Source organism: Azospirillum sp. TSH58, assembly GCF_003119115.1.
Classification (GTDB): Bacteria; Pseudomonadota; Alphaproteobacteria; order Azospirillales; family Azospirillaceae; genus Azospirillum.
The window spans coordinates 1,219,629-1,246,384 of the sequence record NZ_CP022364.1 but is presented as its reverse complement, the minus strand read 5'-3'; the positions used below and the strand labels follow the sequence as shown (position 1 = coordinate 1,246,384).

At 70.5% G+C, this 26,756-nt stretch carries 32 protein-coding genes; 25 read left to right on the top strand and 7 right to left on the bottom strand.

Annotated features, from left to right (window positions below; genetic code table 11):
- The first annotated feature begins 87 nt into the window (after nt 1-87).
- The gene (locus TSH58p_RS09465) at nt 88-492 is read left to right on the top strand and encodes a tellurite resistance TerB family protein (protein WP_014241609.1); all 405 of its coding nucleotides are present in this window, start codon (nt 88-90) and stop codon (nt 490-492) included.
- A gap of 11 nt (nt 493-503) precedes the next feature.
- The gene (locus tag TSH58p_RS09460) at nt 504-1,382 is read left to right on the top strand and encodes an NAD(P)-dependent oxidoreductase (protein WP_109072282.1); all 879 of its coding nucleotides are present in this window, start codon (nt 504-506) and stop codon (nt 1,380-1,382) included.
- Here TSH58p_RS09460 and TSH58p_RS09455 read toward each other — a convergent pair.
- Both TSH58p_RS09455 and TSH58p_RS09450 read right to left on the bottom strand, forming a co-directional pair.
- Nucleotides 1,375-1,869, bottom strand: coding sequence for an acetyltransferase (locus tag TSH58p_RS09455; protein ID WP_109072266.1), 495 nt, complete (start codon nt 1,867-1,869; stop codon nt 1,375-1,377). The genes TSH58p_RS09460 and TSH58p_RS09455 overlap by 8 nt on opposite strands.
- Nucleotides 1,866-2,885, bottom strand: a complete 1,020-nt coding sequence (locus TSH58p_RS09450; RefSeq protein WP_109072267.1) for an aspartate-semialdehyde dehydrogenase — start codon at nt 2,883-2,885, stop codon at nt 1,866-1,868. The genes TSH58p_RS09455 and TSH58p_RS09450 overlap by 4 nt, the downstream gene beginning before the upstream one ends.
- 132 nt (nt 2,886-3,017) lie before the next feature.
- Here TSH58p_RS09450 and TSH58p_RS09445 point away from each other — a divergent pair, with 132 nt between their 5' ends.
- From TSH58p_RS09445 to TSH58p_RS09425, 5 genes are all read left to right on the top strand, one after another.
- The gene (locus TSH58p_RS09445; RefSeq protein WP_109072268.1) at nt 3,018-3,281 is read left to right on the top strand and encodes a hypothetical protein; all 264 of its coding nucleotides are present in this window, start codon (nt 3,018-3,020) and stop codon (nt 3,279-3,281) included.
- A gap of 248 nt (nt 3,282-3,529) precedes the next feature.
- On the top strand, nt 3,530-3,919 hold the full coding sequence (gene sdhC, locus TSH58p_RS09440; protein WP_109072269.1) for a succinate dehydrogenase, cytochrome b556 subunit: 390 nt from the start codon (nt 3,530-3,532) through the stop codon (nt 3,917-3,919).
- An 11-nt stretch (nt 3,920-3,930) separates the two neighbouring features.
- Entirely contained in the window at nt 3,931-4,326 is a 396-nt protein-coding gene (gene sdhD / locus TSH58p_RS09435; RefSeq protein WP_109072270.1) for a succinate dehydrogenase, hydrophobic membrane anchor protein, read from the top strand.
- A 6-nt stretch (nt 4,327-4,332) separates the two neighbouring features.
- Complete coding sequence (sdhA, locus tag TSH58p_RS09430) at nt 4,333-6,114, top strand: succinate dehydrogenase flavoprotein subunit (RefSeq protein WP_035675802.1); 1,782 nt, start codon at nt 4,333-4,335, stop codon at nt 6,112-6,114.
- Between the two features lie 30 nt (nt 6,115-6,144).
- The gene (locus TSH58p_RS09425) at nt 6,145-6,921 is read left to right on the top strand and encodes a succinate dehydrogenase iron-sulfur subunit (RefSeq protein WP_014241601.1); all 777 of its coding nucleotides are present in this window, start codon (nt 6,145-6,147) and stop codon (nt 6,919-6,921) included.
- A gap of 87 nt (nt 6,922-7,008) precedes the next feature.
- Here TSH58p_RS09425 and TSH58p_RS09420 read toward each other — a convergent pair whose 3' ends face one another.
- A complete protein-coding gene (locus TSH58p_RS09420; protein ID WP_035675800.1) occupies nt 7,009-7,212 on the bottom strand; it encodes a hypothetical protein in 204 nt (67 codons plus the stop codon).
- 153 nt (nt 7,213-7,365) lie between these two features.
- Here TSH58p_RS09420 and TSH58p_RS09415 point away from each other — a divergent pair, with 153 nt between their 5' ends.
- Together TSH58p_RS09415 and TSH58p_RS09410 are read left to right on the top strand one after the other, a co-directional pair.
- Nucleotides 7,366-8,214: a branched-chain amino acid aminotransferase gene (locus TSH58p_RS09415; RefSeq protein WP_109072271.1), complete on the top strand. Its 849-nt coding sequence runs from the start codon at nt 7,366-7,368 to the stop codon at nt 8,212-8,214.
- 139 nt (nt 8,215-8,353) lie between these two features.
- Complete coding sequence (locus tag TSH58p_RS09410; protein ID WP_146205958.1) at nt 8,354-8,953, top strand: hypothetical protein; 600 nt, start codon at nt 8,354-8,356, stop codon at nt 8,951-8,953.
- 13 nt (nt 8,954-8,966) lie between these two features.
- Here TSH58p_RS09410 and TSH58p_RS09405 read toward each other — a convergent pair whose 3' ends face one another.
- Entirely contained in the window at nt 8,967-9,251 is a 285-nt protein-coding gene (locus TSH58p_RS09405) for a hypothetical protein (protein WP_247874268.1), read from the bottom strand.
- Nucleotides 9,252-9,409: 158 nt separating this feature from the next.
- On the bottom strand, nt 9,410-10,042 hold the full coding sequence (locus tag TSH58p_RS09400; RefSeq protein WP_014241596.1) for a helix-turn-helix transcriptional regulator: 633 nt from the start codon (nt 10,040-10,042) through the stop codon (nt 9,410-9,412).
- Between the two features lie 196 nt (nt 10,043-10,238).
- On the opposite strand from TSH58p_RS09400, the gene TSH58p_RS09395 reads away from it, so the two are divergent.
- The 7 genes from TSH58p_RS09395 to TSH58p_RS09365 all read left to right on the top strand — a co-directional run bounded on the left by TSH58p_RS09395 (nt 10,239) and on the right by TSH58p_RS09365 (nt 16,583).
- Nucleotides 10,239-10,604 carry a hypothetical protein gene (locus tag TSH58p_RS09395; RefSeq protein WP_109072273.1) on the top strand — a complete coding sequence of 122 codons (366 nt, stop codon included), beginning with the start codon at nt 10,239-10,241 and terminating at the stop codon, nt 10,602-10,604.
- A gap of 2 nt (nt 10,605-10,606) precedes the next feature.
- Nucleotides 10,607-11,014, top strand: a complete 408-nt coding sequence (locus TSH58p_RS09390; RefSeq protein WP_247895524.1) for a hypothetical protein — start codon at nt 10,607-10,609, stop codon at nt 11,012-11,014.
- A gap of 198 nt (nt 11,015-11,212) precedes the next feature.
- Complete coding sequence (locus TSH58p_RS09385) at nt 11,213-11,518, top strand: hypothetical protein (protein WP_162600017.1); 306 nt, start codon at nt 11,213-11,215, stop codon at nt 11,516-11,518.
- 4 nt (nt 11,519-11,522) lie between these two features.
- Entirely contained in the window at nt 11,523-13,028 is a 1,506-nt protein-coding gene (locus TSH58p_RS09380) for a portal protein (RefSeq protein ID WP_109072275.1), read from the top strand.
- On the top strand, nt 13,021-13,293 hold the full coding sequence (locus TSH58p_RS09375; RefSeq protein ID WP_109072276.1) for a hypothetical protein: 273 nt from the start codon (nt 13,021-13,023) through the stop codon (nt 13,291-13,293). The genes TSH58p_RS09380 and TSH58p_RS09375 overlap by 8 nt, the downstream gene beginning before the upstream one ends.
- 26 nt (nt 13,294-13,319) lie before the next feature.
- Nucleotides 13,320-14,021, top strand: coding sequence for a hypothetical protein (locus tag TSH58p_RS09370; protein WP_109072277.1), 702 nt, complete (start codon nt 13,320-13,322; stop codon nt 14,019-14,021).
- A 231-nt stretch (nt 14,022-14,252) separates the two neighbouring features.
- Nucleotides 14,253-16,583, top strand: coding sequence for a bifunctional diguanylate cyclase/phosphodiesterase (locus tag TSH58p_RS09365; RefSeq protein WP_247874269.1), 2,331 nt, complete (start codon nt 14,253-14,255; stop codon nt 16,581-16,583).
- Nucleotides 16,584-16,643: 60 nt separating this feature from the next.
- Here the strand turns inward: TSH58p_RS09365 and TSH58p_RS09360 are convergent, their stop codons facing one another.
- Nucleotides 16,644-17,081 carry a PRC-barrel domain-containing protein gene (locus TSH58p_RS09360; RefSeq protein ID WP_109072279.1) on the bottom strand — a complete coding sequence of 146 codons (438 nt, stop codon included), beginning with the start codon at nt 17,079-17,081 and terminating at the stop codon, nt 16,644-16,646.
- Nucleotides 17,082-17,499: 418 nt separating this feature from the next.
- Between TSH58p_RS09360 and TSH58p_RS09355 the strand changes: the two genes are divergently transcribed.
- From TSH58p_RS09355 to TSH58p_RS09315, 9 genes are all read left to right on the top strand, one after another.
- Nucleotides 17,500-18,318, top strand: a complete 819-nt coding sequence (locus TSH58p_RS09355) for a phage capsid protein (protein WP_109072280.1) — start codon at nt 17,500-17,502, stop codon at nt 18,316-18,318.
- A gap of 66 nt (nt 18,319-18,384) precedes the next feature.
- Nucleotides 18,385-18,654 carry a hypothetical protein gene (locus TSH58p_RS09350; RefSeq protein WP_035675734.1) on the top strand — a complete coding sequence of 90 codons (270 nt, stop codon included), beginning with the start codon at nt 18,385-18,387 and terminating at the stop codon, nt 18,652-18,654.
- 72 nt (nt 18,655-18,726) lie between these two features.
- The gene (locus TSH58p_RS09345; RefSeq protein ID WP_109072281.1) at nt 18,727-19,296 is read left to right on the top strand and encodes a hypothetical protein; all 570 of its coding nucleotides are present in this window, start codon (nt 18,727-18,729) and stop codon (nt 19,294-19,296) included.
- Nucleotides 19,296-21,191, top strand: coding sequence for a hypothetical protein (locus TSH58p_RS09340; RefSeq protein WP_109469204.1), 1,896 nt, complete (start codon nt 19,296-19,298; stop codon nt 21,189-21,191). The genes TSH58p_RS09345 and TSH58p_RS09340 overlap by 1 nt, the downstream gene beginning before the upstream one ends.
- Nucleotides 21,191-21,856, top strand: coding sequence for a hypothetical protein (locus TSH58p_RS09335; RefSeq protein ID WP_109071802.1), 666 nt, complete (start codon nt 21,191-21,193; stop codon nt 21,854-21,856). Before TSH58p_RS09340 ends, TSH58p_RS09335 begins: the two co-directional genes overlap by 1 nt.
- A gap of 43 nt (nt 21,857-21,899) precedes the next feature.
- Nucleotides 21,900-23,930 carry a glycosyl hydrolase family 28-related protein gene (locus TSH58p_RS09330; RefSeq protein ID WP_109071803.1) on the top strand — a complete coding sequence of 677 codons (2,031 nt, stop codon included), beginning with the start codon at nt 21,900-21,902 and terminating at the stop codon, nt 23,928-23,930.
- A complete protein-coding gene (gene terL, locus TSH58p_RS09325) occupies nt 23,930-25,471 on the top strand; it encodes a phage terminase large subunit (protein ID WP_109071804.1) in 1,542 nt (513 codons plus the stop codon). The genes TSH58p_RS09330 and terL overlap by 1 nt, the downstream gene beginning before the upstream one ends.
- A gap of 89 nt (nt 25,472-25,560) precedes the next feature.
- Nucleotides 25,561-25,896, top strand: coding sequence for a hypothetical protein (locus tag TSH58p_RS09320; protein ID WP_109071805.1), 336 nt, complete (start codon nt 25,561-25,563; stop codon nt 25,894-25,896).
- On the top strand, nt 25,893-26,375 hold the full coding sequence (locus tag TSH58p_RS09315) for a cell wall hydrolase (protein WP_109071806.1): 483 nt from the start codon (nt 25,893-25,895) through the stop codon (nt 26,373-26,375). The genes TSH58p_RS09320 and TSH58p_RS09315 overlap by 4 nt, the downstream gene beginning before the upstream one ends.
- A 107-nt stretch (nt 26,376-26,482) precedes the next feature.
- Here the strand turns inward: TSH58p_RS09315 and TSH58p_RS09310 are convergent, their stop codons facing one another.
- Entirely contained in the window at nt 26,483-26,728 is a 246-nt protein-coding gene (locus TSH58p_RS09310; RefSeq protein ID WP_109071807.1) for a hypothetical protein, read from the bottom strand.
- Between the last annotated feature and the right edge of the window lie 28 nt (nt 26,729-26,756).

The window sequence follows — 26,756 nt, the reverse complement described above, 5'->3', positions numbered from 1 at the left end:
CCACCCTTCCGTCGGAGACATGGCTCCCTTGACGGCGCGCGGGGGGCGGGCAAGATTGGGCGGGGCCCTTTTTCCGCAGGAGTTTCGATGATCAACCACCACAGCGCGCTCATCTACGTCATGGTGCTGGTGTCGGCGTGCGACGGCGACATGACGGACGCGGAGCTTGAGGCCATCGGCGAGAACGTCCGCTACCTGCCGATCTTCAAGGATTTCGACATCGACCGGCTGACCGACGTGACCCGCGAATGCTCCGGCCTGCTGGCCGACGCCGACGGGCTGGAGACGACGCTCCAGATCGTCAAGGAGGCGATTCCGTCCAAGCTGTCCGAAACCGCCTACGCGCTCGCCTGCGACATCGCCGCGGCGGACCCGTCGGCCTCGCAGGAGGAGCTGCGGATGCTGGAGCTGATCCGGCACAAGCTGGGCGTGGACCGGCTGTGCGCCGCCGCCATCGAACGCGGCGCGCGGGCGCGCCACACCCGCCTGTGACGGACCGCGACATGACCGGACGGACGGGTCTGGCGGGGCGGACGGTCGGCTTCATCGGGCTGGGCCTGATGGGCCGGCCCATGGCCCGCAATCTGGCGAAGGCCGGCGCGGCCCTGGTGATCAGCAGCCGCAGCCCCGGCCCGGTCGAGGAGCTGGCCGGCGAGGGCATGAGCCCCGCCGCTTCTCCCGCCGAGGTCGCCGCCCGCGCCGATGCCATCGTTCTGATGCTGTCGGACACGGTGGCGGTGGAGGCGGTGGCCGCGGCCCTGATCGAGGCGCTGCGGCCCGGCCATCTCGTCATCGACATGGGCACCACGGCGGTCGGGGCGACCCGCAAGCTGGCCGAGGCCGTCCGCGCCAAGGGCGCGGACTGGGTCGACGCCCCGGTGTCCGGCGGCACGGTGGCGGCGGAGGCCGGCACCCTGACCATCATGGCCGGCGGCACGGAGGAGGCCTTCGCCCGCGCCCTGCCGCTGTTCCAGGCGATGGGCCAGCGCATCACCCATGTCGGTGACAGCGGGGCCGGGCAGGTCGCCAAGATGGCGAATCAGGTGATCGTCGCGCTGAGCATCGGCGCGGTGGCCGAGGCGCTGGCGCTGGCCAAGGCGGCGGGGGTGGAGCCGGGCAAGGTCCGCGACGCCATCCGCGGCGGCTTCGCCGAGTCGCGCATCCTGGAGCTGCACGGCCAGCGCATGGTCTCCGGCGACTTCACGCCGGGCGGCCGCGTGGTCACCCAGATCAAGGACCTGAAACAGGCGGAGGAACTGGCGGAGCAGTCCGGCATCCAGCTTCCCGCGCTGGGCCTCAGCCTGGAGCTGTTCGAGTTGCTGGCCGAACAGGGCGACGGCGGGCTGGACCACTCCGCCCTGTACCGGCTGTTCGTCAAGTAAGCCCTTCAGGCTCCGGTCGGGTCGCTTCGTCCGGAGCCATTGAGGACAAGCCATCAAGGGTCAGATGCAGCAAGGGGAACGGGCGGCCGCTGTCGTCCAGCGCGGACCGCCCGACCTCCCGGAAACCGAGACGCCGATAGAAGGCCCGGGCGGCGCCGTTCTGCTCGTTCACATCGACCGTCAGCTCCGGTCCGCCTTCCAGCGCGCGGGCGACCAGGGCGCGGCCGATCCCCCGGCCGTGCCACGCCGGATCGACGAACAGCGTGTCGATCTTCCGCCCGGTCATGCCCAGGAAGCCGACCGGCCGGTCGTCACCGTCCACGGCGACCAGAAGCGCTGCCGCCGGAAGATACTGGTCGCGCACGAGGTCGGCGTAGAAACCGATGTCCTCCTCGCTCAGGAAGTCGTGCGTGCTGCGCACCGCGGCGAGCCAGACGGCGAACAGCGCCGGGGCGTCGTCCGGGCGGGAGGAGCGGATCGGGATCACGCGTCGAGATACTCCTTCGCCAGCAGCTCGGCGATCTGCACCGCGTTGAGCGCGGCGCCCTTGCGCAGGTTGTCGGTGGACGCCCAGAAGGACAGGCCGTTGTCCACCGTGTAGTCCTCGCGGATGCGGCTGACGAAGACCGGATCGTCGCCGGCGACCTCGACCGGGGTGATGTAGCCGTCGTTCTCCTGCTGGTCGATCACCTGCATGCCCGGCGCCTTGCGCAGGATGCGGCGGGCCTCCTCGGCGGTCACCGGCTCCACGCACTCGACGGTGATCGCGGCGGAATGACCGATGAAGACGGGGACGCGGACGCAGGTCGCGCTCACCTTGATCTTGGGGTCGAGGATCTTCTTCGTCTCGACGTTCATCGCCCACTCGTCCCGCGTCGCGCCGTCCTCCATGAAGGGGCCGATGTGCGGGATGACGTTGAAGGCGATCTGCTTGGAGAAGACGGACTTCTGCACCGGGTCGTTGACGTAGATGGCGCGGGTCTGGCTGAACAGCTCGTCCATGCCCTCCTTGCCGGCGTCCGAGGCCGCCTGGTAGGTGGAGACCACGACGCGGCTCACCGTGACCTGCTCGTGCAGGGGCTTCAGCGCCATGGCCAGCAGGATGGCCGCGCCGCCGGGGCTGGCGACGATGTTCTTCTTCGCGTAGCCGGCGAGCGCGTCGGCGTTGACCTCCGGGACCACCAGCGGGACGTCGGGGTCCATGCGGAACTGCGGGCTGGCGTCGATCACCACGGCGCCCGCGGCGGCGGCGCGCGGCGCGTGGGCCGCCGAGACCTTGGCGTCCGCGGCGAACAGCGCGATGTCCACGCCCTTGAAGTCGAAGCGGGCGACGTCCTGGACCTTCAGCACCTCGTCCTCGCCGAAGGACACCTCCTTGCCGACCGCGCTGTCGGCGGCCAGGGCGATCACCGCGTCGGCCGGGAACCGGCGGTCGGCGAGGGTGGCCAGCATTTCCCGTCCGACGTTGCCGGTGGCGCCGACGACCGCGACTGTGTAGCCCATGGCGGTTAATCCCTGTGATATACGGTGCGAAGAGGGCTTGAGGTATGCGGTTCCCAATGGAATTGCAACAGCGCCCGCGTTGTGACACCGTGTGCGCCCTATCACGAACGACCGCGACCGGCACTCCGGGGCATGCCCACTCCGCTCGAAGACATCATCGCCAAGGCGATCAAGGACGCGGACAAGTCCTTCTTCAACGAGGACTACACCAAGCAGGCCCGCTCGGTGATGAACGCGCTGAAGAAGGCCGGCTACGAGGTCGCTCCGGTCCGCCCGCCCGAGGGGCTGGTGGAGTGGGCCAAGGAGAACATCCCCTTCGGCCGGCTGCGTCCGGCGGAGCTGATTACCCAGATGTATTCGATGATGGTGGAGAATGTTCGCCGCTTCGACAAGTAATAGGCTGAACGGCGAAACCGGGTTTCGGCCCTGGTAATACCAGCTGCAGCAAAGCCCGTTAGTTTTCAGGCACTTCCCGCGGTGCGCCATTTTGGCCACGGCCAAGTCCCTGCCGTTGACTCGTGTGCGGTAGAGGCGTAATTCAATCGCCAAACACAGCAGGGCTTAAAACTTTCGGTCTCGCATCACCCGCCGTCGCGGCAACAGCCCTCCTTGCCGCGACCGGTCGCCGAACTGAGGACGACGCAATGGCAAACGGCAGCGGTCGGCCGCTCTCTCCGCATCTGCAAGTCTACAAACTCCCCAGGACTGCGCTCCTGTCCATCACGCACCGCATCACGGGCGTGGGGCTGGCCGTCGGCACCCTTCTGCTGACCTGGTGGCTGGTCGCCGCCGCCACCAGCCCCGCCGCGTACGAGCGCGCGCAGCATTTCATCGGCTCCTTCTTCGGGCTGCTGCTGATGTTCGGCTGGTCGCTGGCGCTCTACTATCACCTGTGCAACGGCATCCGGCATCTCGTGTGGGACGCCGGCAAGTCGTTCGAGCTGAGCGAGGCCGAGCGCGGCAACCAGATCGTCATCGGTGCGGCGGCCGTGCTGACCGTGCTGACCTGGATCATCGGCCTGGCCGTGTGGTGAGGAGAGAAGACATGGCGTCCAACAGCAAGACCCTCCGCTCGCCGCTGCAGATCGCGCGCGGCCTGGGCTCCGCCAAGCACGGCACCGAGCATTGGTGGCACCAGCGCGTGACCGCCATCGCCCTGGTTCCGCTGACCGTCTGGTTCGTCTTCGGGGTGATCCGCCATCTCGGCGCCGACCACGCGGCCTTCGTCGCGTGGCTCAAGTCGCCCTTCTCGGCGCTGATGATGGTGCTGACCGCCGTGGTCACCTTCCACCACGCCCAGGCCGGGCTGCAGGTGGTGATCGAGGACTACGTGCACAATGAGATGGCGAAGATCCTGAGCATCCTGGCCGTGAAAGCCCTGTGCTTCGTGCTGGGTGCCGCCTGCGTCATCGCCGTCCTCAAGATTTCGTTCGGAGCCTGACGAGCCATGGCCGCCTACGATATTATCGATCATTCCTATGACGTCGTCGTCGTCGGTGCCGGCGGTGCGGGCCTGCGCGCCACCTTCGGCATGGCCGAGAAGGGCCTGAAGACGGCGTGCATCACCAAGGTCTTCCCGACCCGCTCGCACACCGTGGCCGCCCAGGGCGGCATCTCGGCGGCGCTCGGCAACATGAGCGAGGACGACTGGCGCTTCCACATGTACGACACCGTCAAGGGGTCGGACTGGCTGGGCGACCAGGACGCCATCGAGTACATGTGCCGCGAGGCCATCCCGGCGATCATCGAGCTGGAGCACTACGGCGTGCCCTTCTCGCGCACGCCGGAAGGCAAGATCTACCAGCGCGCCTTCGGCGGCATGACCGCCCATTACGGCAAGCAGCAGGCCTACCGCACCTGTGCCGCCGCCGACCGCACCGGCCACGCCATCCTGCACACCCTCTACCAGCAGTCGCTGAAGCACGAGGCGGAGTTCTTCGTCGAGTATTTCGCGCTGGACCTCATCATGGAGGACGGCGTCTGCAAGGGCGTGGTGGCCTGGAACCTCGACGACGGCACCATCCACCGCTTCCGCGCCCAGCTCGTCGTGCTGGCGACCGGCGGCTACGGCCGTGCCTACTTCTCCGCCACCTCGGCCCACACCTGCACGGGCGACGGCGGCGGCATGGTGCTGCGCGCCGGCCTGCCGCTGCAGGACATGGAGTTCGTGCAGTTCCACCCGACCGGCATCTACGGCTCCGGCTGCCTCATCACCGAGGGCGTGCGCGGCGAGGGCGGCTACCTCACCAACTCCAACGGCGAGCGCTTCATGGAGCGCTACGCGCCGTCGGCCAAGGACCTCGCCTCGCGCGACGTGGTGTCCCGCTCGATGACCATCGAGATCCGCGAGGGCCGCGGCGTCGGTGAGCACAAGGACCACATCCACCTGCACCTGGAGCACCTGCCGCCGGAGATCATCCACCAGCGCTTGCCCGGCATCGCCGAGACGGCCAAGATCTTCGCCGGCGTGGACGTCACCAAGGAACCGATCCCGGTTCTACCGACGGTGCACTACAACATGGGCGGCATCCCCACCAACTTCCGTTGCGAGGTGGTCAACCCGACCGCCGAGGATCCGGATCGCGTGGTGCCCGGCCTGATGGCCATCGGCGAGGCGGCCTGCGTGTCGGTGCACGGTGCGAACCGTCTCGGCTCCAACTCGCTGCTCGACCTCGTGGTGTTCGGCCGTTCGGCGGCCATCCGCGCCGCCGAGATCGTCGAGAAGGGCAAGTCGGTGTCGTCGTCCGCCGCCGCGACCGACGTCGCGCTGGAGCGCTTCGACCGGATCCGCAACGCCAAGGGCTCCATCAAGTCGTCGGAGCTCCGCCTGGAGATGCAGCGGACCATGCAGAACAACTGCGCGGTCTTCCGCACCGGCGAGGTGCTGGAGGAGGGCGTCAAGCTCATCGACCAGACCTTCGCCAAGAAGAGCGACATGGCGATCAGCGACCGTTCGCTGGTCTGGAACTCCGACCTCGTCGAAGCCATCGAGCTGGACAACCTGCTGTACCAGGCGGTCGCCACGCTCCACTCGGCGAAGAACCGGCCGGAGAGCCGCGGCGCCCACGCCCGCGAGGACTATCCGGACCGCGACGACGAGAACTGGATGAAGCACACCGTCATCGAGGTGTCGGACAAGGGCGAGACGAAGATCGGGTACCGCCCGGTCCATCTCTACACCCTGACCGACGAGGTGCAGGTGTTCCCGCCCAAGGCCCGCGTCTACTAAGGCGGCAAGAGCAAGGCAAGGATACGAACCATGGTCGAATTCAACCTGCCCGCCAATTCGAAGGTCGGCGTCGGCAAGACCATCAACGCCGCCAGCGGCGCCAAGCGGGCGAAGACCTTCAAGATCTACCGCTGGTCGCCGGATGACGGGCAGAACCCGCGGGTCGACACCTATGTCGTCGACCTCGACAAGTTCGGCCCGATGATCCTGGACGCGATCATCTACATCAAGAACAACATCGACTCGACCCTGACCTTCCGACGGAGCTGCCGCGAGGGCATCTGCGGGTCCTGCGCGATGAACATCGACGGCACCAACACGCTGGCCTGCCTGAAGGCCATCGAGGAGGTGAAGGGCGACGTCAAGATCTATCCGCTGCCGCACATGCCGGTGGTGAAGGATCTCGTCCCCGACCTGAAGCACATCTACGCCCAGCTCGCCTCGATCAAGCCGTGGCTGCAGTCGCAGTCGCCGGCCCCGAGCCGCGAGCGCCTGCAGTCGCCGGAGGACCGCGCCAAGCTGGACGGCCTCTACGAGTGCATCCTGTGCTTCTGCTGCTCGACCTCCTGCCCCAGCTACTGGTGGAACGGCGACCGCTACCTCGGCCCGTCGATCCTGCTCCAGGCCTACCGCTGGATCGTGGACAGCCGCGACGAGATGACGGGCGAGCGCCTCGACAACCTCGAGGACCCGTTCCGCCTCTACCGCTGCCACACCATCATGAACTGCACCAAGGCGTGCCCGAAGGGCCTCAACCCGGCCAAGGCCATCGCCGAGATCAAGAAGCTGATGGTTCAGCGCCGCTGATCCGTCCGCTGCGGTTCACCGATGAAAAACGGGGCGCCTCCGCAAGGGGGCGCCCCGTTTGCTTTGGCCTTTCGGCGGCGCGTCGGCCTACGCGAAGTCCGGATCGGTGGGCCGGGAGGGCGGCAGGTCGTCGTTGGGCAGGGGGGAGGGCATGTCCTCCTGCGGGCCGGGGGTCGGCAGGTCCGGGTTGTCGGTCAGGGGCCCCGGGGTGGGAACGTCCTGGCCCGGCGGCGGGAAGGGCGGGGCCGCGCGCAGCGGCTGCGGAAAGGCGCTCGAATAGGTCCAGCCCATGGGTCGGTCGCTCCCGGTGTGGTGAGGGTGTCCTGCATCAACCGTCCGGCCGGCCCGTCTGCGCAGGTTGACCGGCGGCGATGAGGGGGTATGCTTTTCGAGGGAGCGAACCATCCGGATAGAACCAACCCGAAGCCACAAAGGGAGAAGATCATGGGCAGCACGGCCGGTCAGGCGTTGAGCTACATCCAGGGCGAATGGATCGCGGGCAACCCCGCCATCGTCGGCCCGATGACTCACGCGCTCTGGCTGTCTTCGGTCGTCTTCGACGGCGCCCGCGCCTTCCAGGGCGTGGCCCCCGACCTCGACCGCCACTGCGCCCGCGTCGTGCGCTCCGCCCAGGTGATGGGCCTCGCCCCCATGCTGACCGCCGGGGAGATCGAGGAGCTGTGCTGGGACGGCATCCGCCGCTTCCCCAAGGAGGCCGAGCTGTACATCCGGCCCATGTTCTACGCGGAGGAGGGCTTCGTCGCCCCCGACGCGGAAAGCACGCGCTTCGTCCTGTCGGTCTACGAGGCGCCGCTGCCCAGCGCCGCCGGCTTCACCGCCTGCCTGTCCAGCCGCCGCCGCCCGATGCCGGACATGGCGCCGACCGAGGCCAAGGCCGCCTGCCTCTACCCCAACGCCGGGCTGGCCCTGAAGGAGGCCCGGCAGCGCGGCTTCGACAACGCCATCATGCTCGACCCCATCGGCAGCGTGGCGGAATTCGCCACGGCCAACCTGTTCATCGCCAAGGACGGGGTGGTGCGCACGCCGGTGCACAACGGCACCTTCCTCAACGGCATCACCCGCCAGCGCGTGATCGCCCTGCTGCGCGACGACGGGGTGACGGTGGAGGAGGCCACCCTGAGCGCCCGCGACGTTCTGGAGGCGGACGAGGTGTTCTCGACCGGCAACTACGCGAAGGTGGTGCCGGTCACCCGCGTCGAGGAGCGCGCCCTGCAACCCGGCCCCCTGGCGGCGCGGGCGCGGGCGCTCTATTGGGAATTCGCCTTCCGCTGAGCGGCGCCGGTCGCTTCAGAATGCCGGTTTCCGGGCGGTATGCGGCCCGGAAACCGGCTTGATGGGCGGCGCTCTCCGCGGCATGATGCCCACGAAACGGCGGATCGGGTCCGCCGAGGGAAGCGGCTGGGAGGCATTCATGCAATTCCGCGAACGGCGCCGCGTGATCCAGGTGATCCGCACCGTCTATGATCCGGACCTGAAGCGCGGGCGGTCGGAGCTGGTCGGGAAGATCGACAAGGCCGCGCCCGTGATCACCGACAAGCTTCAGAGAAGCTGCACGCCGGAGGAGCTGCCGGAGGTCCTCACCTATCTCGACGGCCGCCACAACCGCCTGCGCAACGAGGCGGTGCGCGCCGGGGCGGAAACCCTGCCGGCCCAGATGCGGGAGGCGGCGGAGTATTTCCGCACCCACCGCGACGACGATGCGCGGGCCTTCGCCACGGAAATCCGGCTGGCGTGGGAGGAGTTGAAGACGGCCCTGCGCGAGTCCGGATTCTCCAAGAGCAAGGTGCTGAAAAGGGGCGCGGACCGGGACAAGGTCGCGGCGACGGCGGAGGCGCCGACGCCCACCCCCACCCAGTCTTCGGGCGTGGAGGGCGTGGCCGAACCGGTGGACGCCCCGTCCCCCGCACGGCCGGTCCGCAAACCGCGCGTCAGGAAGGCGCGGGCCGCGCCCGCCGCCGTCGAAGGTGCGTCCTCGGATACGGACGGGGCCGCCACCCCTCCGGCGGTCTGAGGACCGCGCCGGTTCACCCGTCCGCGCGGACCAGCGCGCTGGCGGCGTTGCGGTGATGGGTCAGCGCGGCGGCGAGGCGGGCCAGCCAGACATCGCTGGCCGTCCGGTCGGCGGGCAGGGCGCGGCGACGGTGCGCGGAGCCCCGACGCGCCTCCTCGGCCATTCGGGCATGCAGGCGAAGCGCTGCGGCCTGGGCCAGGATGGCGTAGCGCTCCGCCCCCTGCAGAACCGCAGCCCGCAAGGCGTCGCGGGGCGGCGCGTCATCGTGACGGCGTTCCAAAGCTTCGAGAGGGGCCAAGTCTTCGAGAAGGGCCAAATCTTCGAGAAGGACCAAATCTTCGAGAAGGGATGAACGCGGGAGCGTTCCGGCGATTCCGGTCATGACCGGACGCTAAGCCCTCAAGTCGCCAATGTAAAGGAAAATTATCCTAGGACCGTGTGCCGCAGGGCTGCCGCTTACTGGCTTGCCCAGACGATGCGGGCCATCCAGGCGACCTCGGCGCGCGGGATGCTGCGGTCCGGATGGGCGCGGTTGATGGAGATCAGCTCGATCTTCGTGGCGGTTTCGCGCAGGAGCTGCTTCGCCATCACCTCGCCGCCCTTGGTGCGGACGACGACGCGGTCGTTGCGCCGGATCTGCGCGGCGGGCGAGACGATGATGGTGTCGCCGTCGCGGTAGACGGGGTCCATGCTGTCCCCGGCGATCTCCAGCGCGTAGGCGTGCGGGTCGCCGATGCTGGGGAACAGAAGCTCGTCCCAGCCAACGCCCGAGGGGAAGCCGGCGTCGTCGAAGAAGCCGGCGTTGCCGGCCTGGGCGTAGCCGATGACCGGCACCCGCTGGAGCGAGCCGGCGCCCGCGGCATCGCCGACGAGGCTGACGAACTCCGACAGCGACGCTCCGGTCGCCTCCAGAACCTTGGACACGCTCTCCGTCGAGGGCCAGCGGAGCTTGCCGTCGCCGGTGGTCCGCTTGCTCTTGTTGAAGGTCGTCGGGTCCAGCCCCGCCCGCCGCGCGAGCCCGGAGGCCGACAGCCCGTGTTGGGCCGCGAGGCGGTCGATCGCCCGCCAAATGTCCGCATGTTTGAGCATGGGAGGATAATCACATAAACGGGCCGGCCCGTCCCTAGGAACCTATTCATATTTTCCTTGACGAAGGATTTTAATCAGTACATAACGTGAACATCTGTTCGCCAGCCGCGCGTGCCGCGGCCCATCCGGCGCTCCGCCCGAGAGCGAAGCTGCGCCCGCGAACGCAAGAGCTGCAATTCCGAGGGAGACCCCACGCATGGTCCATCACCGCAACACGTCCATGGTCCTGTCCGACGCTGTCGGGGAACCGTTCGGCAGCGCGGAGGAGGCGTGGTTCTGGTCGGTCCAGGCGCAGGACGCCAAGGCCGCCGGCGCGCGCATCGCCGCCGGGCGGGGGCTCGTCCAGCGCCCGTGCGAGCCCGGCGACGTGCTGTGCGCGGTGGACCGGCTGTACCGCCGCCGCCTGCTGATCCGCGACCATCTGCATGTGCTGGTTCACTACGGGCGCCGCCTGATGGCGCCGGACCCGGCGCGCTACCGTGAACAGCGCGCCCACACGCTGTGGCGGGAGGCGTTCGACCGGCTCCGCCCGGTGCTGCGCGAGAAGGGCATCGTCCAGTGAGCATGCCGATGCCTCAGCCCTGCCGGGCCGCAGCGGACGCACCGCGCGTCTGGGTGGTCTTCCGGGGCGAGGCGGAGCTGTGGTGGCTGCGCCTGCTGAAACCGGGATTCCGCCATTGCTTCGCGCTGCTGCACGACGGGCGCCATTGGGTGATCGTCGATCCGCTCTCGCCCTTCACCGACGTGTCGGTCCTCGACCTGCCGGCGGCCTTCGATCTGCCGGGCTGGTACCACGGGATGGGCATGGCGGTGACCCCGGCGCCGGTGCGGCGCGGCCTGACCCGCCCGGCCCCCTGGGCGCCCTTCACCTGCGTCGAGGCGGTCAAGCGCCTGCTGGGGTTGCACGCGCCCGGCGTCCTGACGCCCTGGCAGCTTTACCGGCGGCTGGCGCGCTCCGCCGCCGGGTCCTGATCCGCGCCGCCGGTCCGTCCCCGCTTCCTGTCGCCCTGTCTCACCACGAACAAGGAATTCCCAACCATGGCGAACCTGTTCAAGGCGCCCCGGCCGACGGCGCCGCCGGCGCCCGCCCCGGAACCCGCGCCCATCCCTCAACCTGCGCCTCAACCCACCCCAGCACCCGCGCCCGAGCCCGCACCGGCACCGGCGCCCGTGGAGGTTCCGGCGCCGGCTCCCGTCACGACGCCCTGGTGGAACACGGCCCCGGAACCGATTCCGGAACCCGCCGCCCCGGTGGCCAACCCGGTGGTCAAGGTCCCGGCCCCCGTGGCGCCGCCCGCCGTCGATCCGGCCACCCCGGCTCCGGCCACGGAGGAGGAGAAGGACCCGGCCAAGGCCGCCGAGGCGATGATCCAGCGGCGCAACCGGGGACGGGCGGGGACGGTCCAGACCTCCTGGCGGGGCGCGCTGGACGCCGGCGCGCTGGTGCCGCTGCGCAAGCGCCTGTTGGGGGAGTGAGGCCGTGAGCGACACCAAGCAAGGGCACCGCAAGGGCACTGCCCCCGACGCTCCGCCGAACGGGCCGGAGCGTCTGCTGGAGCGCTACCGGGCGGCGCGGGAGCGCCGGTCGGTCTGGGAGAGCCATTGGCAGGAATGCTATGACCACGCCCTGCCCAACGGGCAGCCCTTCCGCGGCGGCGGCACCCCCGGCGAGCGGCGGGTGGACCGGCTGTTCGACGGCACCGCGCCGGACGCGGTGGAACAGCTCGCCGCCAGCCTGCTGGCCGAGCTGACCCCGCCCTGGTCGCGCTGGTTCGGGCTGCAGCCCGGCCCGTCGCTGCCGGACGGCGAGCGCGACCGCGTGGCCCCGATGCTCGACCGCGCCGCCGGCATCGTGCAGGCGCATGTCGACCGTTCCAACTTCGCCGTGGAGATCCATCAGGCCTTCCTCGACCTCGTGACGGTGGGCACGGCCTGCCTGCTGATGGAGGAGGCCCCGCCCGGCGCCGCGTCCAGCCTGCGCTTCACCGCAGTGCCGCTGGCCGAGGCGGTGCTGGAGGAGGGGGCTGACGGGCGGCTGGACGGCACCTTCCGGCGCAGCGAGGCGACCCTGGCCCAGATCGAGCGCCGCTTCCCCGGCGCGGCCCTCCCGGACGCGGTGCGGGAACGCGGCGCCGCGGAGCCGGACAGCCGCTTTCCGCTGGTCGAGGCGGTGCTGCCGGACGGGCTGGCCTATCGCTGGACGGTGGTCCTGGACAGCGGGCTGGCCGATCCCGCCACGCTGGCCGAGGGGCGCTTCGCGCAGTCCCCCTTCATCAATTTCCGCTGGCTGAAGGCACCGGGGGAAACCTATGGCCGGTCGCCGGTCATGAAGGCGCTGCCCGACATCAAGACCGCCAACAAGGTGGTCGAGCTGGTTCTGAAGAACGCCTCGGTCGCCGTCACCGGCATCTGGCAGGCCGACGACGACGGGGTGCTGAATCCCGCGACCATCCGGCTGGTGCCGGGGACGATCATCCCCAAGGCGGTGGGCTCCGCCGGGCTGACGCCGCTCGCCAACCCCGGCCGGTTCGACGTGTCGCAGCTCGTGCTGGACGACCTGCGGGCGCGCATCCGCCACGCGCTGCTCGCCGACCGGCTGGGGCCGCTGGACCAGCCGCGCATGACCGCGACCGAGGTGGTCGAACGGTCCGCCGAGATGGCCCGGCTGCTCGGCGCGACTTACGGGCGGCTCCAGGCGGAGCTGCTGACCCCGCTGGTGCTGCGCGCCGTCGGCATCCTGCGCCGCCGCGGCGAGATCCCGGACATCGCGGTCGATGGGCGCACGGTGGCGCTGCAGCACCGTTCCCCGCTGGCCCAGGCCCAGGCGCAGCGCGACGTCCAGGCGACGCTGCGCTGGCTGGACACCGCGCGCCAGCTCGGCCCGGAGGCGCTGTCCGCGGTGGACGTCGCGGCGACCGCGCGCTGGCTGGGCGAGGCCTTCGGCGTCCCCGCCAAGCTGGTGCGGGCGGAGGCGCCCCATGGCTGATCCGGCGGATTGGAACAACGGAGGGTGGGACTGGCTGGATGGCGCCACGCCCGCCGAGGCCGTTCCGGCCGGCGATCCGGCGCCCAGCTTCGCCCGCTGCTTCGCCGGGCCGGACGGCGTACGGGTGCTGGCCACGCTGAAGGCGATGACGTTGGGCCGCACGCTCGGCCCCGATGCCTCCGACGCCGCGCTGCGCGACCTGGAGGGCCAGCGCCGTCTGGTCGCCCTCATCCTCGCCCTGACCGCCCGTGGGCAGGGCGTCTGAAGACTTTCATCGATAAGGAGCTATCCATGGCCGACAATCTGCTGACCGCGTCCGTTCCCGGCGCCCCGCCCGCGGTGCCCGAGAAGTTCCGCGACCCGGAAACCGGCGCGGTGCGCGTGGAGGCGCTGCTGAAGTCCTATCTGGAGCTGGAGCGCAAGCTGTCCGCCCCAGCTTCTGGTGGTGGCGAGCGGCCCGGCCTGCTGGCGGCGCCGGGCGTGCCGGACGGGCCGGAGGGCTACTGCATCGCCTGCGACCACGGGCTGTTCGAGCCGGACCCGGCGATCAACGGTCGTCTGCACGGCGCCGGCTTCACGCCGGAGCAGGCGCAGCTCGTCTACGACCTCGCCGCCGAGCGGCTGGTCCCGCTGATCCAGGAGCTGGCCGCCGAGTTCCAGGCGGAACGCGAGGTCGAACGGCTGTCCGCCCAGTTCGGCGGGGCCGAGCGCTGGCGGGAGGTGTCGCGGCAGCTCCACGCCTGGGCGGTGAAGAATCTGCCGCCCGCGGCGGTCGAGGGCCTGTCGACCACCTATGAAGGGGTGATGGCGCTTCACCGGATGATGACCGGCGGCGAGCCCGCCGCCCTGTCCATGCCGGCCGGCGCGCCGTCCGCCGGCGGAGAGGCGGAGCTTCAGGCGCTGATGCGCGACCCCCGCTATTGGCGCGACCGCGACCCGGCGGTGGTGTCGCGGGTGACCGACGGGTTCCGGCGCCTTTACCCGACCGCCTGAGGCGGCGGACCGGCGGCGCGGCGTGGTTTCGCGGATGGCCTCTCGGGAGGGCCTGCGAAGTCACGCCGCGCCGGATGGGCGAAATGTCGCAGCCGGATTGAAAGTGGTGCGGGAGGGCCGGGGCGGGCAACTTGACCGTTGCGTGTTTGAAATAAAAAAGCGACGCTTTCGCGCAGAATGACAACCGGCCGGAGGCAGCGGCCGGGTGCGACGACCGCCGCCGGAACCGTGATGACGCTGCGCCGCAAGATCCGTTGGCTGACCTGGATTGGCCTGATCGGCTGCCTCATGGCGGCAATACCGGCGCTTTACCTGCTGCGCAGCGGTTTGATCTCGGAGCGGGAACGGCTGACGCACGCTTTGGTCGGCTCGGCGCACGCCATGCTTGGCGAGATCAACGCGGCCATCGAGGCGGGCGCCCTGCCGCGGGACGAGGGCCAGGGGCAGGCGCGGCTGGCGCTGCGGGCTCTGGGGCGCGACCCGTTCCATGTCAGCGTCTTCACCGACGGGCGCGTGCCCGAGGGCTGGATGGGCGAGGGGCATTCGGTCCGCGCCAGCCTGACCTTCGAGCCCTGGGGCTGGGCCATCGCGGCGGCCAGCGGGACCGACGACCTCGACCGCGAATTCGCCATGGAGGCCCTGGCCTTCGTCCTGTTCATCACCGTTCTGCTGGTGCTGAGCTGGCCGCTGTCGGTGTTCCTGTCGCAGCATGTGCTGGGTCCCATCGAGGCGCTGTCGGAGCGGATGGAACGGCTGACCGAAGGGCAGACCGGCATCGACATCCCCGGCCGCGACCGCAAGGACGAGTTCGGCGCCATGGCCCGCGCCATGGACTATTTCCGGCAGGCCGCCGAGGCGCTGATCGTGCGCGACGAGCGGTTGTTCGGCATCATGAACAACATCGGCGAAGCCATCGTGCTGGTCGGCGAGGACGGTCTGGTCCAGGAGCACAACCCCGCCGCCGTCGCGCTGTTCGGCGTGCCCGCGGAGCGGCTCGACGGCCATCGCTTCGCCGACCTGTTCGCCGAGGAGGACCGCGAGCGGGTCGCCCGGCTGCTCGGCCTGGAGACGCCGGGCGGGGACGATGCGGTGATGGGCGCCGGCGGCCGCACGGAGCGCGCCGAGGAGCTGGTGATCGAGCGGGGGGACGGGCGGATTGACGCCTCGCTCTCCCTGTCCTGCCTGGACGTGCAGGGACGGCGCAGCTACGTCTGCGCGCTGGCCGACATGACGGAGCGGCTGCGCCACGAGCGGGAGCTGCTGCGCCTCGCCACCCGCGACCGGCTGACCGGCTTGCCGAACCGGGCCCTGATCGAATCGCTGCTCGACACCTCGATCGAGCGGGCGCGCCGCCATGGCCGCCGCTTCGCGGTGCTGTGCCTGGACCTGTCGCGCTTCAAGCTGATCACCGACACGCTGGGCCATCACGCCGGGGACCTGCTGCTTCAGGAGGTCGCCTCGCGGATCGTCGTCACGGTGCGGGCCAGCGACACGGTGGGGCGCATCGGCACCGACGATTTCGCGGTGATCCTCGACGAGGTGGGCGAGGCGAAGGAGGCGGAGGTCGCCGCCCAGCGCATCCTGGCCGCCTTCGACGAGCCGGTGCTGCTGATGGGGACGGAGCATTACGTCCGCCCGTCGATCGGCATCGCCCTGTTCCCCGACCACGCCGACAGCGCGCAGGAGCTGATCCGCTCCGCCGACACGGCGCTCTACGCGGCCAAGCGGGCCGGCGGCAAGCGCCACGCCTTCTTCCGCAAGGAGCTGGCCGACCAGGCGCACCGCCATCTCGCGCTGGACCGCGACCTGCGGGCGGCGCTGGCGCGCGGGGAGTTCCAGCTCCACTACCAGCCCAAGGTGTCGCTGATCGACCAGTCGCTGGAGGGGTTCGAGGCGCTGCTGCGCTGGGACAAGCCGGGCTTCGGCATGATCTCCCCCGGCGAGTTCATTCCGGTCGCCGAGGACACCGGCTTCATCGTGCCGCTCGGCGACTGGGTGCTGGACGAGGCCTGCCGCCAGTTGCGGGAATGGATCGACCGCGGGCTGGAACCGGTGCCGGTGGCCGTCAACATCTCCCCGCGCCATCTGCGCCAGCGCTCCGCCGAGGATTTCCGCCGCATCATCGACCGCCACCGCCTGTCGCCCGATCTGGTCGAGCTGGAGATCACCGAGGGCGCCGTGATGCAGGACATGGACCACGCCCTGTCCGTGCTGGCGGCGCTGAAGGCCATGGGCATCCGGGTGGCGGTGGACGACTTCGGCACCGGCCATTCCTCGCTGAGCTACCTGAAGCGGCTGCCGGTGACGACGCTGAAGATCGACCGCTCCTTCGTGAACGGCGTGCCGAGCGAGCGGGAGGACAACGGCATCGTCTCCACCATCATCGCCATGGCCGACATGCTGGGGCTGGACGTGGTGGCGGAGGGGGTCGAGAAGCAGGAACAGGCCAATTTCCTGCGCCACCACAACTGCACCCTGGTCCAGGGCTGGCTGACCGGGCGGCCGGTACCCGCCGGGCAGGCCGCCGACCTGCTGGCCGTGCGCCTGCGCCGGACGGCGTGAGGATCGGCCTAATGATGTGAGCGTCCGGGGGCATGAGCCGCCCCCGGTCCGCCCCGGACGTCAGCGCAGCGCGCCCTTGACGTCCTCGTACTTGTCCTTCTGCCAGGCCTCCAGGCCCTTGAGCTCGTTCTCCGTCATGTCGACGGTCAGGCGCTTGCCCTTCATGTGCAGCCGCTCCAGCGGCAGGACGACGTCCTTGTCGCTGATGTCGGCGACGTGATCGACGTCGATCACCGCGAAGGTCTGGCCCCCCTTGCGGACGATGCCCTCGATCTCGGCGATGTCCTTGCCGTCGCTGCCGTAGATGTCCTTTCCCTTCAGCTGGGCCGCGGTCATCTTACCGACCGCCGGGTCGAGCGAGCCGTGGGTGGCCGCGACCTGTCCGGTCGCCTTGTTGTTCGGGACCTCCTTGGCGGTGGTTCCGGACATGCTTTCGGCCAGGGCCGGCGTGGCGAGCAGAAGCGCCGCGACGCCGCAGGCGGTGATGATCGTCTTCATGAAGCGTATTCCTTTTTTATGCCGTGTTTTTCGGGCCGTTGAGGCCAACCATTCAACAGCGCGGTTCCGGGGGATATTCCATGCCCCAAGGGAGTACCGCGCCAAGGGATGCCGGCTCGATGAAGGAAAATATTCTTGACATGAAAGGGCGCGTGTCCTAGAAACGGTCTTGCCAACGCCCGTCGTGCGTCCCCTCACGCGGCGGGCCGCGGCGTTGCGAACCTCCCTCCACGCCTGTCCTGAAAGGGGCTGACCGGACAACCGAAAGGCCCGGTCGGCCCCTTTCTTTTTCGCGCTTCGCCCGCGGCCGGGCGCGCGTCCCCGCGTCCTGTTCCGGGATCGGGCGCGCCCGACAACCGGGTGGCGGAATGCTTCCCGCCGGACGGGACCCCGCAGAACGCGAAAGGAAAACAATCCGATGTCCACCTCGGTCGCCCAGGCTTTCGTCAAGCAGTTCGAACGCGAAGTGCACGACGCCTACCAGCGCATGGGCTCCAAGCTGCGCAACACGGTGCGCACCAAGAACAACGTCCAGGGCGCCTCCACCGTCTTCCAGAAGGTCGGCAAGGGCACCGCCTCCACCAAGGCGCGCCACGGCGCGGTTCCGGTGATGAACCTGGACCACACGCCGGTCGAATGCACCCTCTACGACTTCTACGCCGGCGACTGGGTCGACCGGCTGGACGAGCTGAAGACCAACATCGACGAGCGGCAGATCATCGCCAGCGCCGGCGCCTACGCGCTGGGCCGCAAGACCGACGAACTCATCCTCGGCGAGCTGAACCGGTCCACCAACTTCGCGGGCGGCTCCAGCGACGGGCTGACCAAGGCGAAGGTGCTGACGGCCTTCGAGAAGCTGGGCGAGTCCGATGTGCCGGACGACGGCCAGCGCTACGCCGTCGTCGGCTGGAAGCAGTGGAGCCAGCTTCTGGGCATCGACGAGTTCGCCAGCACCGAATATGTCGGCGCCGACGAGCTGCCCTGGCGCGGCACCCAGGCCAAGCGCTGGCTGGGCACGCTGTGGATGCCGCATTCCGGCCTGAAGGCGGAGGGCGGCGTCCGGCTGTGCCACTGGTACCACAAGACGGCCATCGGCCACGCCTCCGGCGCCGACGTGAAGACGGACATCTCCTGGCACGGCGACCGCGCCGCGCACTTCGTCAACAACATGATGTCGCAGGGCGCCGGCCTGATCGACGCGGCGGGCGTCGTCACCATGCGCTGCCTGGAAGCCTGACTCCCAGAAGCCTGACCCCGGGCGCCTGACGCCCCCCTGCCGACGACCGACCTGGAGTTTCCTCCCATGGCCTATCTTCCGAAGGACCTGAGCGTCCTTGCCTACGCCAACGGCTTCACGCTGTGGCACTACACGACGCCGGACGCCGCCACGCTGGTGGACAACAGCGGCTATTTCAACGGCGCGTCCGACCTGCTGCGCAGCGGCGACATGATCCTGGCCAACACCGGCACCGCCGGGACGCCCGCCGCCGGCGTCTTCGTGGTCGCCGCCAACGCGGCGGGGGTGGTGGACGTCACCAACCTGTCGCCCTTCGGCGCGTCCAACACGGACTGACGGGGGTCGTGGGGAAGCCCCGGCGGGGCTTCCCCGCCTCTGACCGACGCCCTGACCGGAAGGATCGATCCCATGGCATTGACCGCTATCGGGCTGTGCAGCCGCGCGCTCATCAAGATCGGGGCGACGGCGATCACCGCCTTCGACGAGGGCACCGCCGAGGCGGAGGTCGCGGCGGCGCTCTTTGAGCCGGCGCGCGACGCGCTGCTCTCCGCCAACGCCTGGAGCTTCGCCACCCGGCAGGCCCGGTTGGCCCGGCTGGCCGACGACCCGGTCGCCGACTACGGCGTGGCCTTCCAGCTTCCCGCCGATTTCCTGCGGGCGCTCGGCGCCGGGGCGGGTGGACGGGGCCGCGGGCTCGACTACCGCATCGCCGGGCGGGCGCTGCACGCGGCGTCCGACGCGGTGGTGCTGACCTATGTCGGGCGACCGGCGGAAGAGGACTTCCCGGCCTTCTTCGATCAGGCGCTGATCGCCCGGCTGGCCGCGGAGTTCTGCATCCCGCTGACCGAGAGCACGAGCCGGGCGGAGCTGCTGCAGCGGCTGGCCGAGAGCGAGTTCCGCCGCGCCCGCCAGATCGACGCCCTGCAGGACAGCCAGCCGGGCTTCGAGGATTTCACCCTGATCGACGCGAGGGGCTGATGGCGCGGATTCGTCAGGTGAAGACCAACTTCACGGCGGGGGAGATCTCCCGCCGCCTGCTCGGGCGCGGCGACCTGCGCGCCTACGACAACGGGGCGCTGGCGCTGCGCAACCTGTTCATCCACCCGACGGGCGGGGTGACGCGCCGCTCCGGCCTCGCCTTCGTCGATCCGGCCCACGGCGACGGACGGCTGGTCGCCTTCGAGTTCAACACGGAGCAGACCTACCTGCTGGTCTTCTCCGAGGGGCGGATCGACGTCTACGGCAACGACACGCCCATCGCCACCGTCGCGGCCCCCTGGACCGCGGCCCAGCTGCCCCAGATCACCTGGACGCAGAGCGCCGACACGCTGCTGGTCTGTCACCCCGACGTGCCGCCGCGCAAGCTGACGCGCAGCGGCGCCGACGCCTGGGCGCTGACCGGCTGGAGCTACGTCGCCGACGGGGAGCGGGTGGCGATGCCCTTCTACCGTTTCGCCGATCCCGCCGTGACGCTGACCCCGTCCGGAACGGCGGGGCTGGTGACGGTGACCGCCTCCGCCGCCGTCTTCGACCCGAAGCAGGAGGGCACGCGCCTGCGCATCCAGGGCAAACAGCTCCGCGTCGAGGGGGTGGTGTCGGCGACCCAGGTCACCGCGACGGTGCTGGAGACGCTGGCCGGCACCGCCGCCACGACGGCCTGGGACGAGCAGTCCTTCTCGCCGCTGCGCGGCTGGCCGGTGTCGGCGGCCTTCCATCAGGACCGGCTGGTCATCGGCGGGTCGCGCGACCTGCCCAACCGGCTCTGGCTGTCGCGCTCCGCCGACCTGTGGAACTTCGACCTGGGCACCGGCCAGGACGACGAGGCCATCGAATTCGGCATCCTGTCCGATCAGGTCAACGCGGTGCGCGCCGTCTTCTCCGGGCGGCATCTCCAGGTCTTCACCTCCGGCGCGGAATACATGGTGTCGGGCGACCCGCTGACGCCGCAGAACATCCAGGTCCACCGGCAGACGCGCATCGGCTCCCCCGTCGACCGATCCGTCCCGCCGCGCGACGTGGACGGGGCCACCCTGTTCGTGTCGCGCAACGGGCGGGAGATCCGCGAATTCCTCTACACCGACACCGAGGCGGCCTATCAGGCCAACGATCTGGCGCTGCTCGCCCGCCATCTGGTGGTGAGGCCGCGCGACCAGGATTACGACCAGGGCCGCCGCCTGATGTTCGTGGTGATGGAGGACGGGGCGCTGTGCGCCCTGACCGTCTACCGGCTGGAGCAGGTGACCGCCTGGACCCGGCTGGAGACGGACGGGGCGGTGCGCTCCGTCGCGGTGGTCGGCGACGAGGTCTACGCGCTGGTCGACCGCGCCGGGCGGTGGAGCGTGGAGCGCTTCGACGACGGCCTGAACCTCGACGCCGCCCTGGTCGGCGACCATGACGCCCCGACGGCGGTGTGGAGCGGGCTGGACCATCTGGAGGGGCGGACCGTCGCGGTGGTCGCCGACGGGACGGTGCGCGCCGACGCCACCGTCGCCGCCGGAAAGATCGTGCTCGACCCGCCGGCCCGCCACGTCGAGGCCGGGCTGCCCTACAGCCACCGCATCGAGCCGCTGCCGGTCAGCCTGCTGGGGCAGGCGGGCGGGACGGACGCGGTGCGGCTGGTCTCCGTCGGCTTCCGGCTGGAGGAGACGGCGGCGCTCCACGCCGACCTGGGGCGCGGGCTTCAGGAATTGCCGCTGCACCGGACGGGGCCGCAGCCGGCGGGCGGCGTTCCTGTGCCGGTCTCCGGCGACCGCAAGCTGCGGGCGCTGGGCTGGCGGCGCGACAGCGACCGGCCGCTGTGGAGCATCCGGCAGGACGCGCCGCTGCCCTTCACGCTTTTGTCCGTAACCATGGAACTGAGGGTGAACGACTGATGGGCGGAATCACGACCCTGGCCACCGCGGCGCTGCCGCTGGCGAACTCCGTCGCCGACACGGTGGACCGCGTCTCCGGCACCTCGGACAGCGCGCGCCGGCAGCAGGCCGCCGACGAGCGCCGCTACGCCTATCAGGCGGAGCAGCAGCGCCTGCAATGGCAGCGCGAGGACGAGCTGCGCCGCCAGGACCAGGAGCTTCAGCGCCAGAAGGACGAGCAGGCCCGCGCCGAGGCGGAGCGGCAGCGCACCCGCGAGATGGACTGGCTGGCGCAGAGCCAGAATTTGGCCGCCCAGCAGCTCCGCGCGGGGCAGGCCGTCACGCTGGCCGACAAGGAAGGCGACGCCCGCACGCGGCTGGCCCAGATGTCCGCCGCCGCCCAGTCCGACGAGCGGCGGCGCGTGGACGCCCTGCGCCGGACCGTGGCGCGCGCCCGCGCCACGCTCGGCTCCAACGGGGTCAGCGCGGCCGACGGCTCCGGCGAGGCGATCCTGCTCGGCGTCGTCAAGGACAGCGCCGCGGAGCGCGGGGAGGCGGAAAGCACCGACCGGCTGAAGCGCGAGGCCATCCAGCAGGAGGTGGACAGCGTGCGCCGCCGCAACCTGCTGGAACAGGCGCAGCTCGCCGAGCGCCAGCGGCTGGAGTTCATGAGCCGCTTCTACTGAACGCTTTCCTTCGGTCCACCCAGCAGCAGGAGGGGCGCAACCCATGCCCAGCGCACTCGACGTTCCGCGCGGCAACCCGCGCGTCCAGTATCTTGCCGACGGCGTGCAGACGGACTTCACCTTTCCGTTTCCGGTCTTCGAAGAGGGCGACCTCCAGGTCTTCCTGGGGGCGGCGCGGCAGACCACCGGCTATGCGGTCAGCGGCGCCGGGGAGACCGCGGGCGGCACGGTGGCCTTCGCGGAGCCGCCGGAGGCCGGGACGCCGGTCCTGCTGCGCCGCCGCCTGCCCATCGAGCGGATGAGCGACTTTCTGGAGAGCGGGCCGCTTCCGGCCGCCAGCCTGAACCGCGAGTTCGACCAGCTCACCGCGGCGCTCCAGCAGGTGGCCGGCGACCAGGAACTGATGCTGCGCTACACCGACACCGACCTGCCGGCCTCCAACCGGTTGCCGGAACGGGCGGTGCGGGCCGGCCAGCTCCTGGCCTTCGACACGGTGGGAAACCCCATCGCCCGCAAGCCGGTGGACGAGGAGGCGCTGTCCACTTTCGTCGCCCCCGGCGCCGGCGCGGTGCGCCGCCCGGTGCGCGAGAAGCTGGCCGACGCCCTGTCGGTGAAGGATTTCGGCGCGGTCGGCGACGGCGTCGTGGACGACACGCGGGCGATCCAAGCCGCGCTGACCGGCGCGGACGCCGTTTATGTGCCGCCGGGCACCTACCGGATCACCAGCACGCTGACCGTGGGCTATGGGCAAACCCTGTACGGGGCCGGGCAGAGGTCGGTCATCGCCGGGTCCTCGGCCGCGTTCGACCTGATCCATCTGCCGGACGGCTACGCCACGGTGAGCGGCCTGCGGCTGGAGCGGGGCGACGCCGCGGTGCGGCTGTTCGGGCGGGACGGCCCCTGCGTGCACAACACGCTGAGCGACCTGACCGTCTGGGACCCGCGGGTGGGGCTGCTGTTCGACGGGTACGCCGATCCCAACCGGCCCTGCTACTGGAACATGGTGTCGCGCGTTCTGGTGGCCCGCCCGTCGCTGCACGGGGTGTGGCTGACCCGGACGGGGGAGGGCGACACGCCCAACGCCAACCGCTTCTCCATGGTGCGCGTCTATTCCCTGTCGGCGCCCATCGCCGGCTGCGGCTTCTTCGTGGAGCAGGGCAAGTACAACAACAGCTTCCAGGACTGCGAGGCCAACCTGTCGACCATGGCGCTGGCCGGATTCCGGGTCGGCGCCAACACCGACAAGACGCTGATCCTGAACTTCTACGCGGAATCGCTGGGCGGCGTGCCGAACGTGCAGCTCGACGCCGGGTCGGTCGAGACGGCCATCGTCAACCTGCTGTCGATGTCCGCCGGCCCGGCCATTTACGACCTGTCGGGCGGCCGCTACACGGCGGTGAACGCCGGCTATCCGGAAAAGAACCGGCTGGCGCGCAGCCGCGTCTCCGAACTGGTCGTCGAGGCCATGCGCTACGACACCGAGTATGTGGAGCCGCAGGCCGGCGGGGTGATCGCGCTGGACCTCACCAGCTCCGTCTATCTGGTCAGCGCCTACAGCGGGGACGTGGAGCTTCGGCTGCCGGCGGCGGGGGCGGCCAACGGCCATGCGGTGACGGTGAAGCGGACCGACGCCTCCACCCACCGCCTGATCCTCACCGAGGACGGTGGGCCGGGGCCGGACGGGCGGACGGTGGCGCTGGGCAACCGCTACGACTTCGTGACCATCGTGTCGAACGGCGCCGGCTGGTGGGTGGTCGGAGGCAACAACCGGCCGGGCAACGCCCATTTCCACGACCAGCCGGGCCTGTTCGAGCCGGACCTGAACCAGGCGCTGTATCTGGTCAGCGCCTTCGGCGGCGCCGTCACGGTGCGGCTGCCGCCACCGGGGGCGCTGCACGCGGTGGGGCGCACGGTGACGGTCAAGAAGGCCGATGTCTCGGGCAACCCGGTCACCGTCACCGTGCAGGGCGGCGGCGGGCCGGACAACGCGCCGGTGACGCTGGGCGCCACCGGCAGCGCGGTCACGGCCATGTCCAACGGCGCCGGCTGGCACATTCTGGGGCGGGTGGCGTGATGGAGGCGGCGGAAGAACGGAAGAAGGGGTTCTTCGCCTTCGTCCAGGACTGGAACCGGCAATCGGAGCTGACCACCCCGCGCCACCATTTGCAGATCGCGGCATGGCTGGAGCGGCAGTCCGCTGGCATCGGGCCGCGCCTGCTGCTGATGGCCTTCCGCGGGGCGGGCAAGTCCTCCATCGTCGGGCTGTTCGCGGCCTGGATGCTCTACCAGGACCCCAACCGGCGGCTGCTCGTCCTGGCGGCGGACCTGAAGCTGGCCAAGAAGATGGTGCGCAACGTCAAGCGCATCATCGAGCGCCATCCCGACACCCGCGGCCTGAAACCCCCGGCGAAGGAGCGCGACCAGTGGGCCGCCGACCAGTTCACCGTGGTGCGGGCGCAGGAGCTGCGCGACCCTTCCATGGTGGCGGCGGGTGTGGGCGGCAACATCACGGGCAGCCGCGCCGATGTGGTGATCTGCGACGACGTGGAGGTGCCGCGCACCTCCGGCAGTCCGGGCAGGCGCGCCGACCTGCGCGAGAGGCTGGCGGAGATCGACTATCTGCTGGTGCCGGGCGGCGTGCAGCTCTATGTCGGGACGCCGCACAGCTATTACTCCATCTACGCGGAGGAACCGCGGACGGAGGCGGGGGAGACGCGGCCCTTCCTGGACGGCTTCGCGCGGCTGGTCCTGCCGGTCTACACCGACGGTCCGGACGGCCGGCGCCGCTACGCCTGGCCGCAGCGCTTCGGCGAGGCCCACGTCAACCGCATCCGCAAGACGACCGGTCCGAACAAGTTCACGAGCCAGATGCTGCTGCAGCCGGTCAACGAGGCGGAGGGCTTCCTCGACCCCGACCGGCTGGGCCGCTACGATGGCGAGCTGGAATACCGGGAGTCGGCGGGACGGGCGGTGCTGACGCTGAACGGCCTGCGCATGGCCTCGGCCTCCTGCTGGTGGGACCCGGCCTTCGCGCGGCCGGCGGCGGAGGGCGGCAAGCCCGGCGATTCCAGCGTCGTCGCCGCCGTGTTCGGCGGGACGGACGGGCGCTTCTACCTGCACCGCGTGCTCTACCTGTCGGTGGACCCCGGCGATCCGGACACCGAGGCGGAGCAGCAATGCCTCCAGGTCGCCCGCTTCCTGGAGCGGCACCATCTGCCGGCGGTGCATGTGGAGATCAACGGCATCGGCCGCTTCCTCCCCGGCCTGTTGCGCAAAGCGCTGCGCGCGGAGAAGGTCGGCGCCGCGGTGGTCGAGGAGGCCAGCCGCCGCGCCAAGGCGCTGCGCATCCGCGAGGCGTTCGACGCCCTGCTGGCCGACCGCCGGCTGCTCGCCCACGCAACGGTGTGGGAGACGCCCTTCATCCGCGAGATGCGCGAATGGTCGCCGGACGGACGCTACACCGGCCGCGACGACGGGCTGGACGCGGTGGCCGGCGCGCTGTCCTGCGAGCCGTTCCGCTTCGACCGCCAGCCGGCGCCGGGGCGGAAGGCGGACTGGCGCGCCGCGGCGATGCCGGGCCTGCCCGCAACCCCGGCGGAGGGCTGGGACGTGTGACCATGCCCGCGAAGTCCGATGGTCCGACGGGCCGCCTTCCCTGACCGGACGGCGGCCTTTTCTTTTGCCTTTTTCCTTGGAGAACGGAGATGCAGGAATCCATCGACCTGTCCTGGTGGATCACGGCGGTCGAACTGCCGGTCATGGGCGGGCTGTTCTGGCTGATCGCGCGGCTGCGCCGGGACGCGGAATCCGCGCTGGAGACGGTGCGGGCGCGCGCCGAGACCGCCCAGGCGCAGGTCCGCGAGAGCCTGGCCGCCTACAAGCTGGAGGTCGCCAAGACCTACGTCTCGGTGGCGACGCTGAAGGATGTGGAGCGGCGGCTGACCGACCACCTGCTGCGCATCGAGACCAAGCTGGAAAACGGCTGCGCGCCGTTCGCCCAGCCCTATGCCCCGCCCTACGGCGACGGAGGCCGCCGATGAGGGCGCGTGTCCTGAAGCCGGAACCCGGACCGGCCGTTCCGCCGCAGGGTCCGTCCGCCGACGCTTCCGGTCAGGCCGTCGACACGCTCGCCCGCACCCTGTGGGGGGAGGCGCGCGGCGAGTCGGTGCGGGCCATGGAGGCGGTCGCGGCGGTCGTGATGAACCGCGTCGGCCGGGCGCGCAGCCAGGGAGGGTGGTGGTGGGGAAATGACGTGGTCGCCGTGTGCCGTCTGCCGGGACAGTTCCCTTGCTGGGACCCGGACGCGCCGGGGCGGCTGGGGCTGCTGTCGGTGACCGCCGCGGACCCGGTCTTCGCCGCCGCCCAACGGATCGCCCGCCGCGCGGTGGCCGGTCTGCTCGACGATCCGACCGACGGGGCGACTCACCTGCACCGGGCGGGCGGGAACCCGCAATGGGCGCAAGGGCGCAGCGTCTGTGCCGAGATCGGCGGATTCCAGTTCTACAACGACGTCGAATGACCGCCCGTTCCGCAACGATGCCGAACGACGTCGTCCTGCCGCGCTCCGGCGGTCCGGACATCCGGATCCGGGCCGCCGCCGCGGAAGGAGAGCATGGAACGGACCGGTCAGGCGGCTTCCTTGATCATCGCCAGATAGATCTTCCAGGCCGTCTCGACCGAGACGCCGCCGGCGCGCGACCCGGCGGCCAGCATCGCCGCCGAGGGCTTCAGCGGGACGGGCGTGCTGCTCGGCTCGACGGCGGCCAGGGGGGCGCTGTCCACGCTGGACACGATCACCCCATGGATGCGCGAATCGAGCGCGTGTTCCACCGGGTGCCGTTCCTTCACAACATTCATCGCAATCGCGTTCATGGGGCTTCTCCTTGCTTGCCCCTCTCTC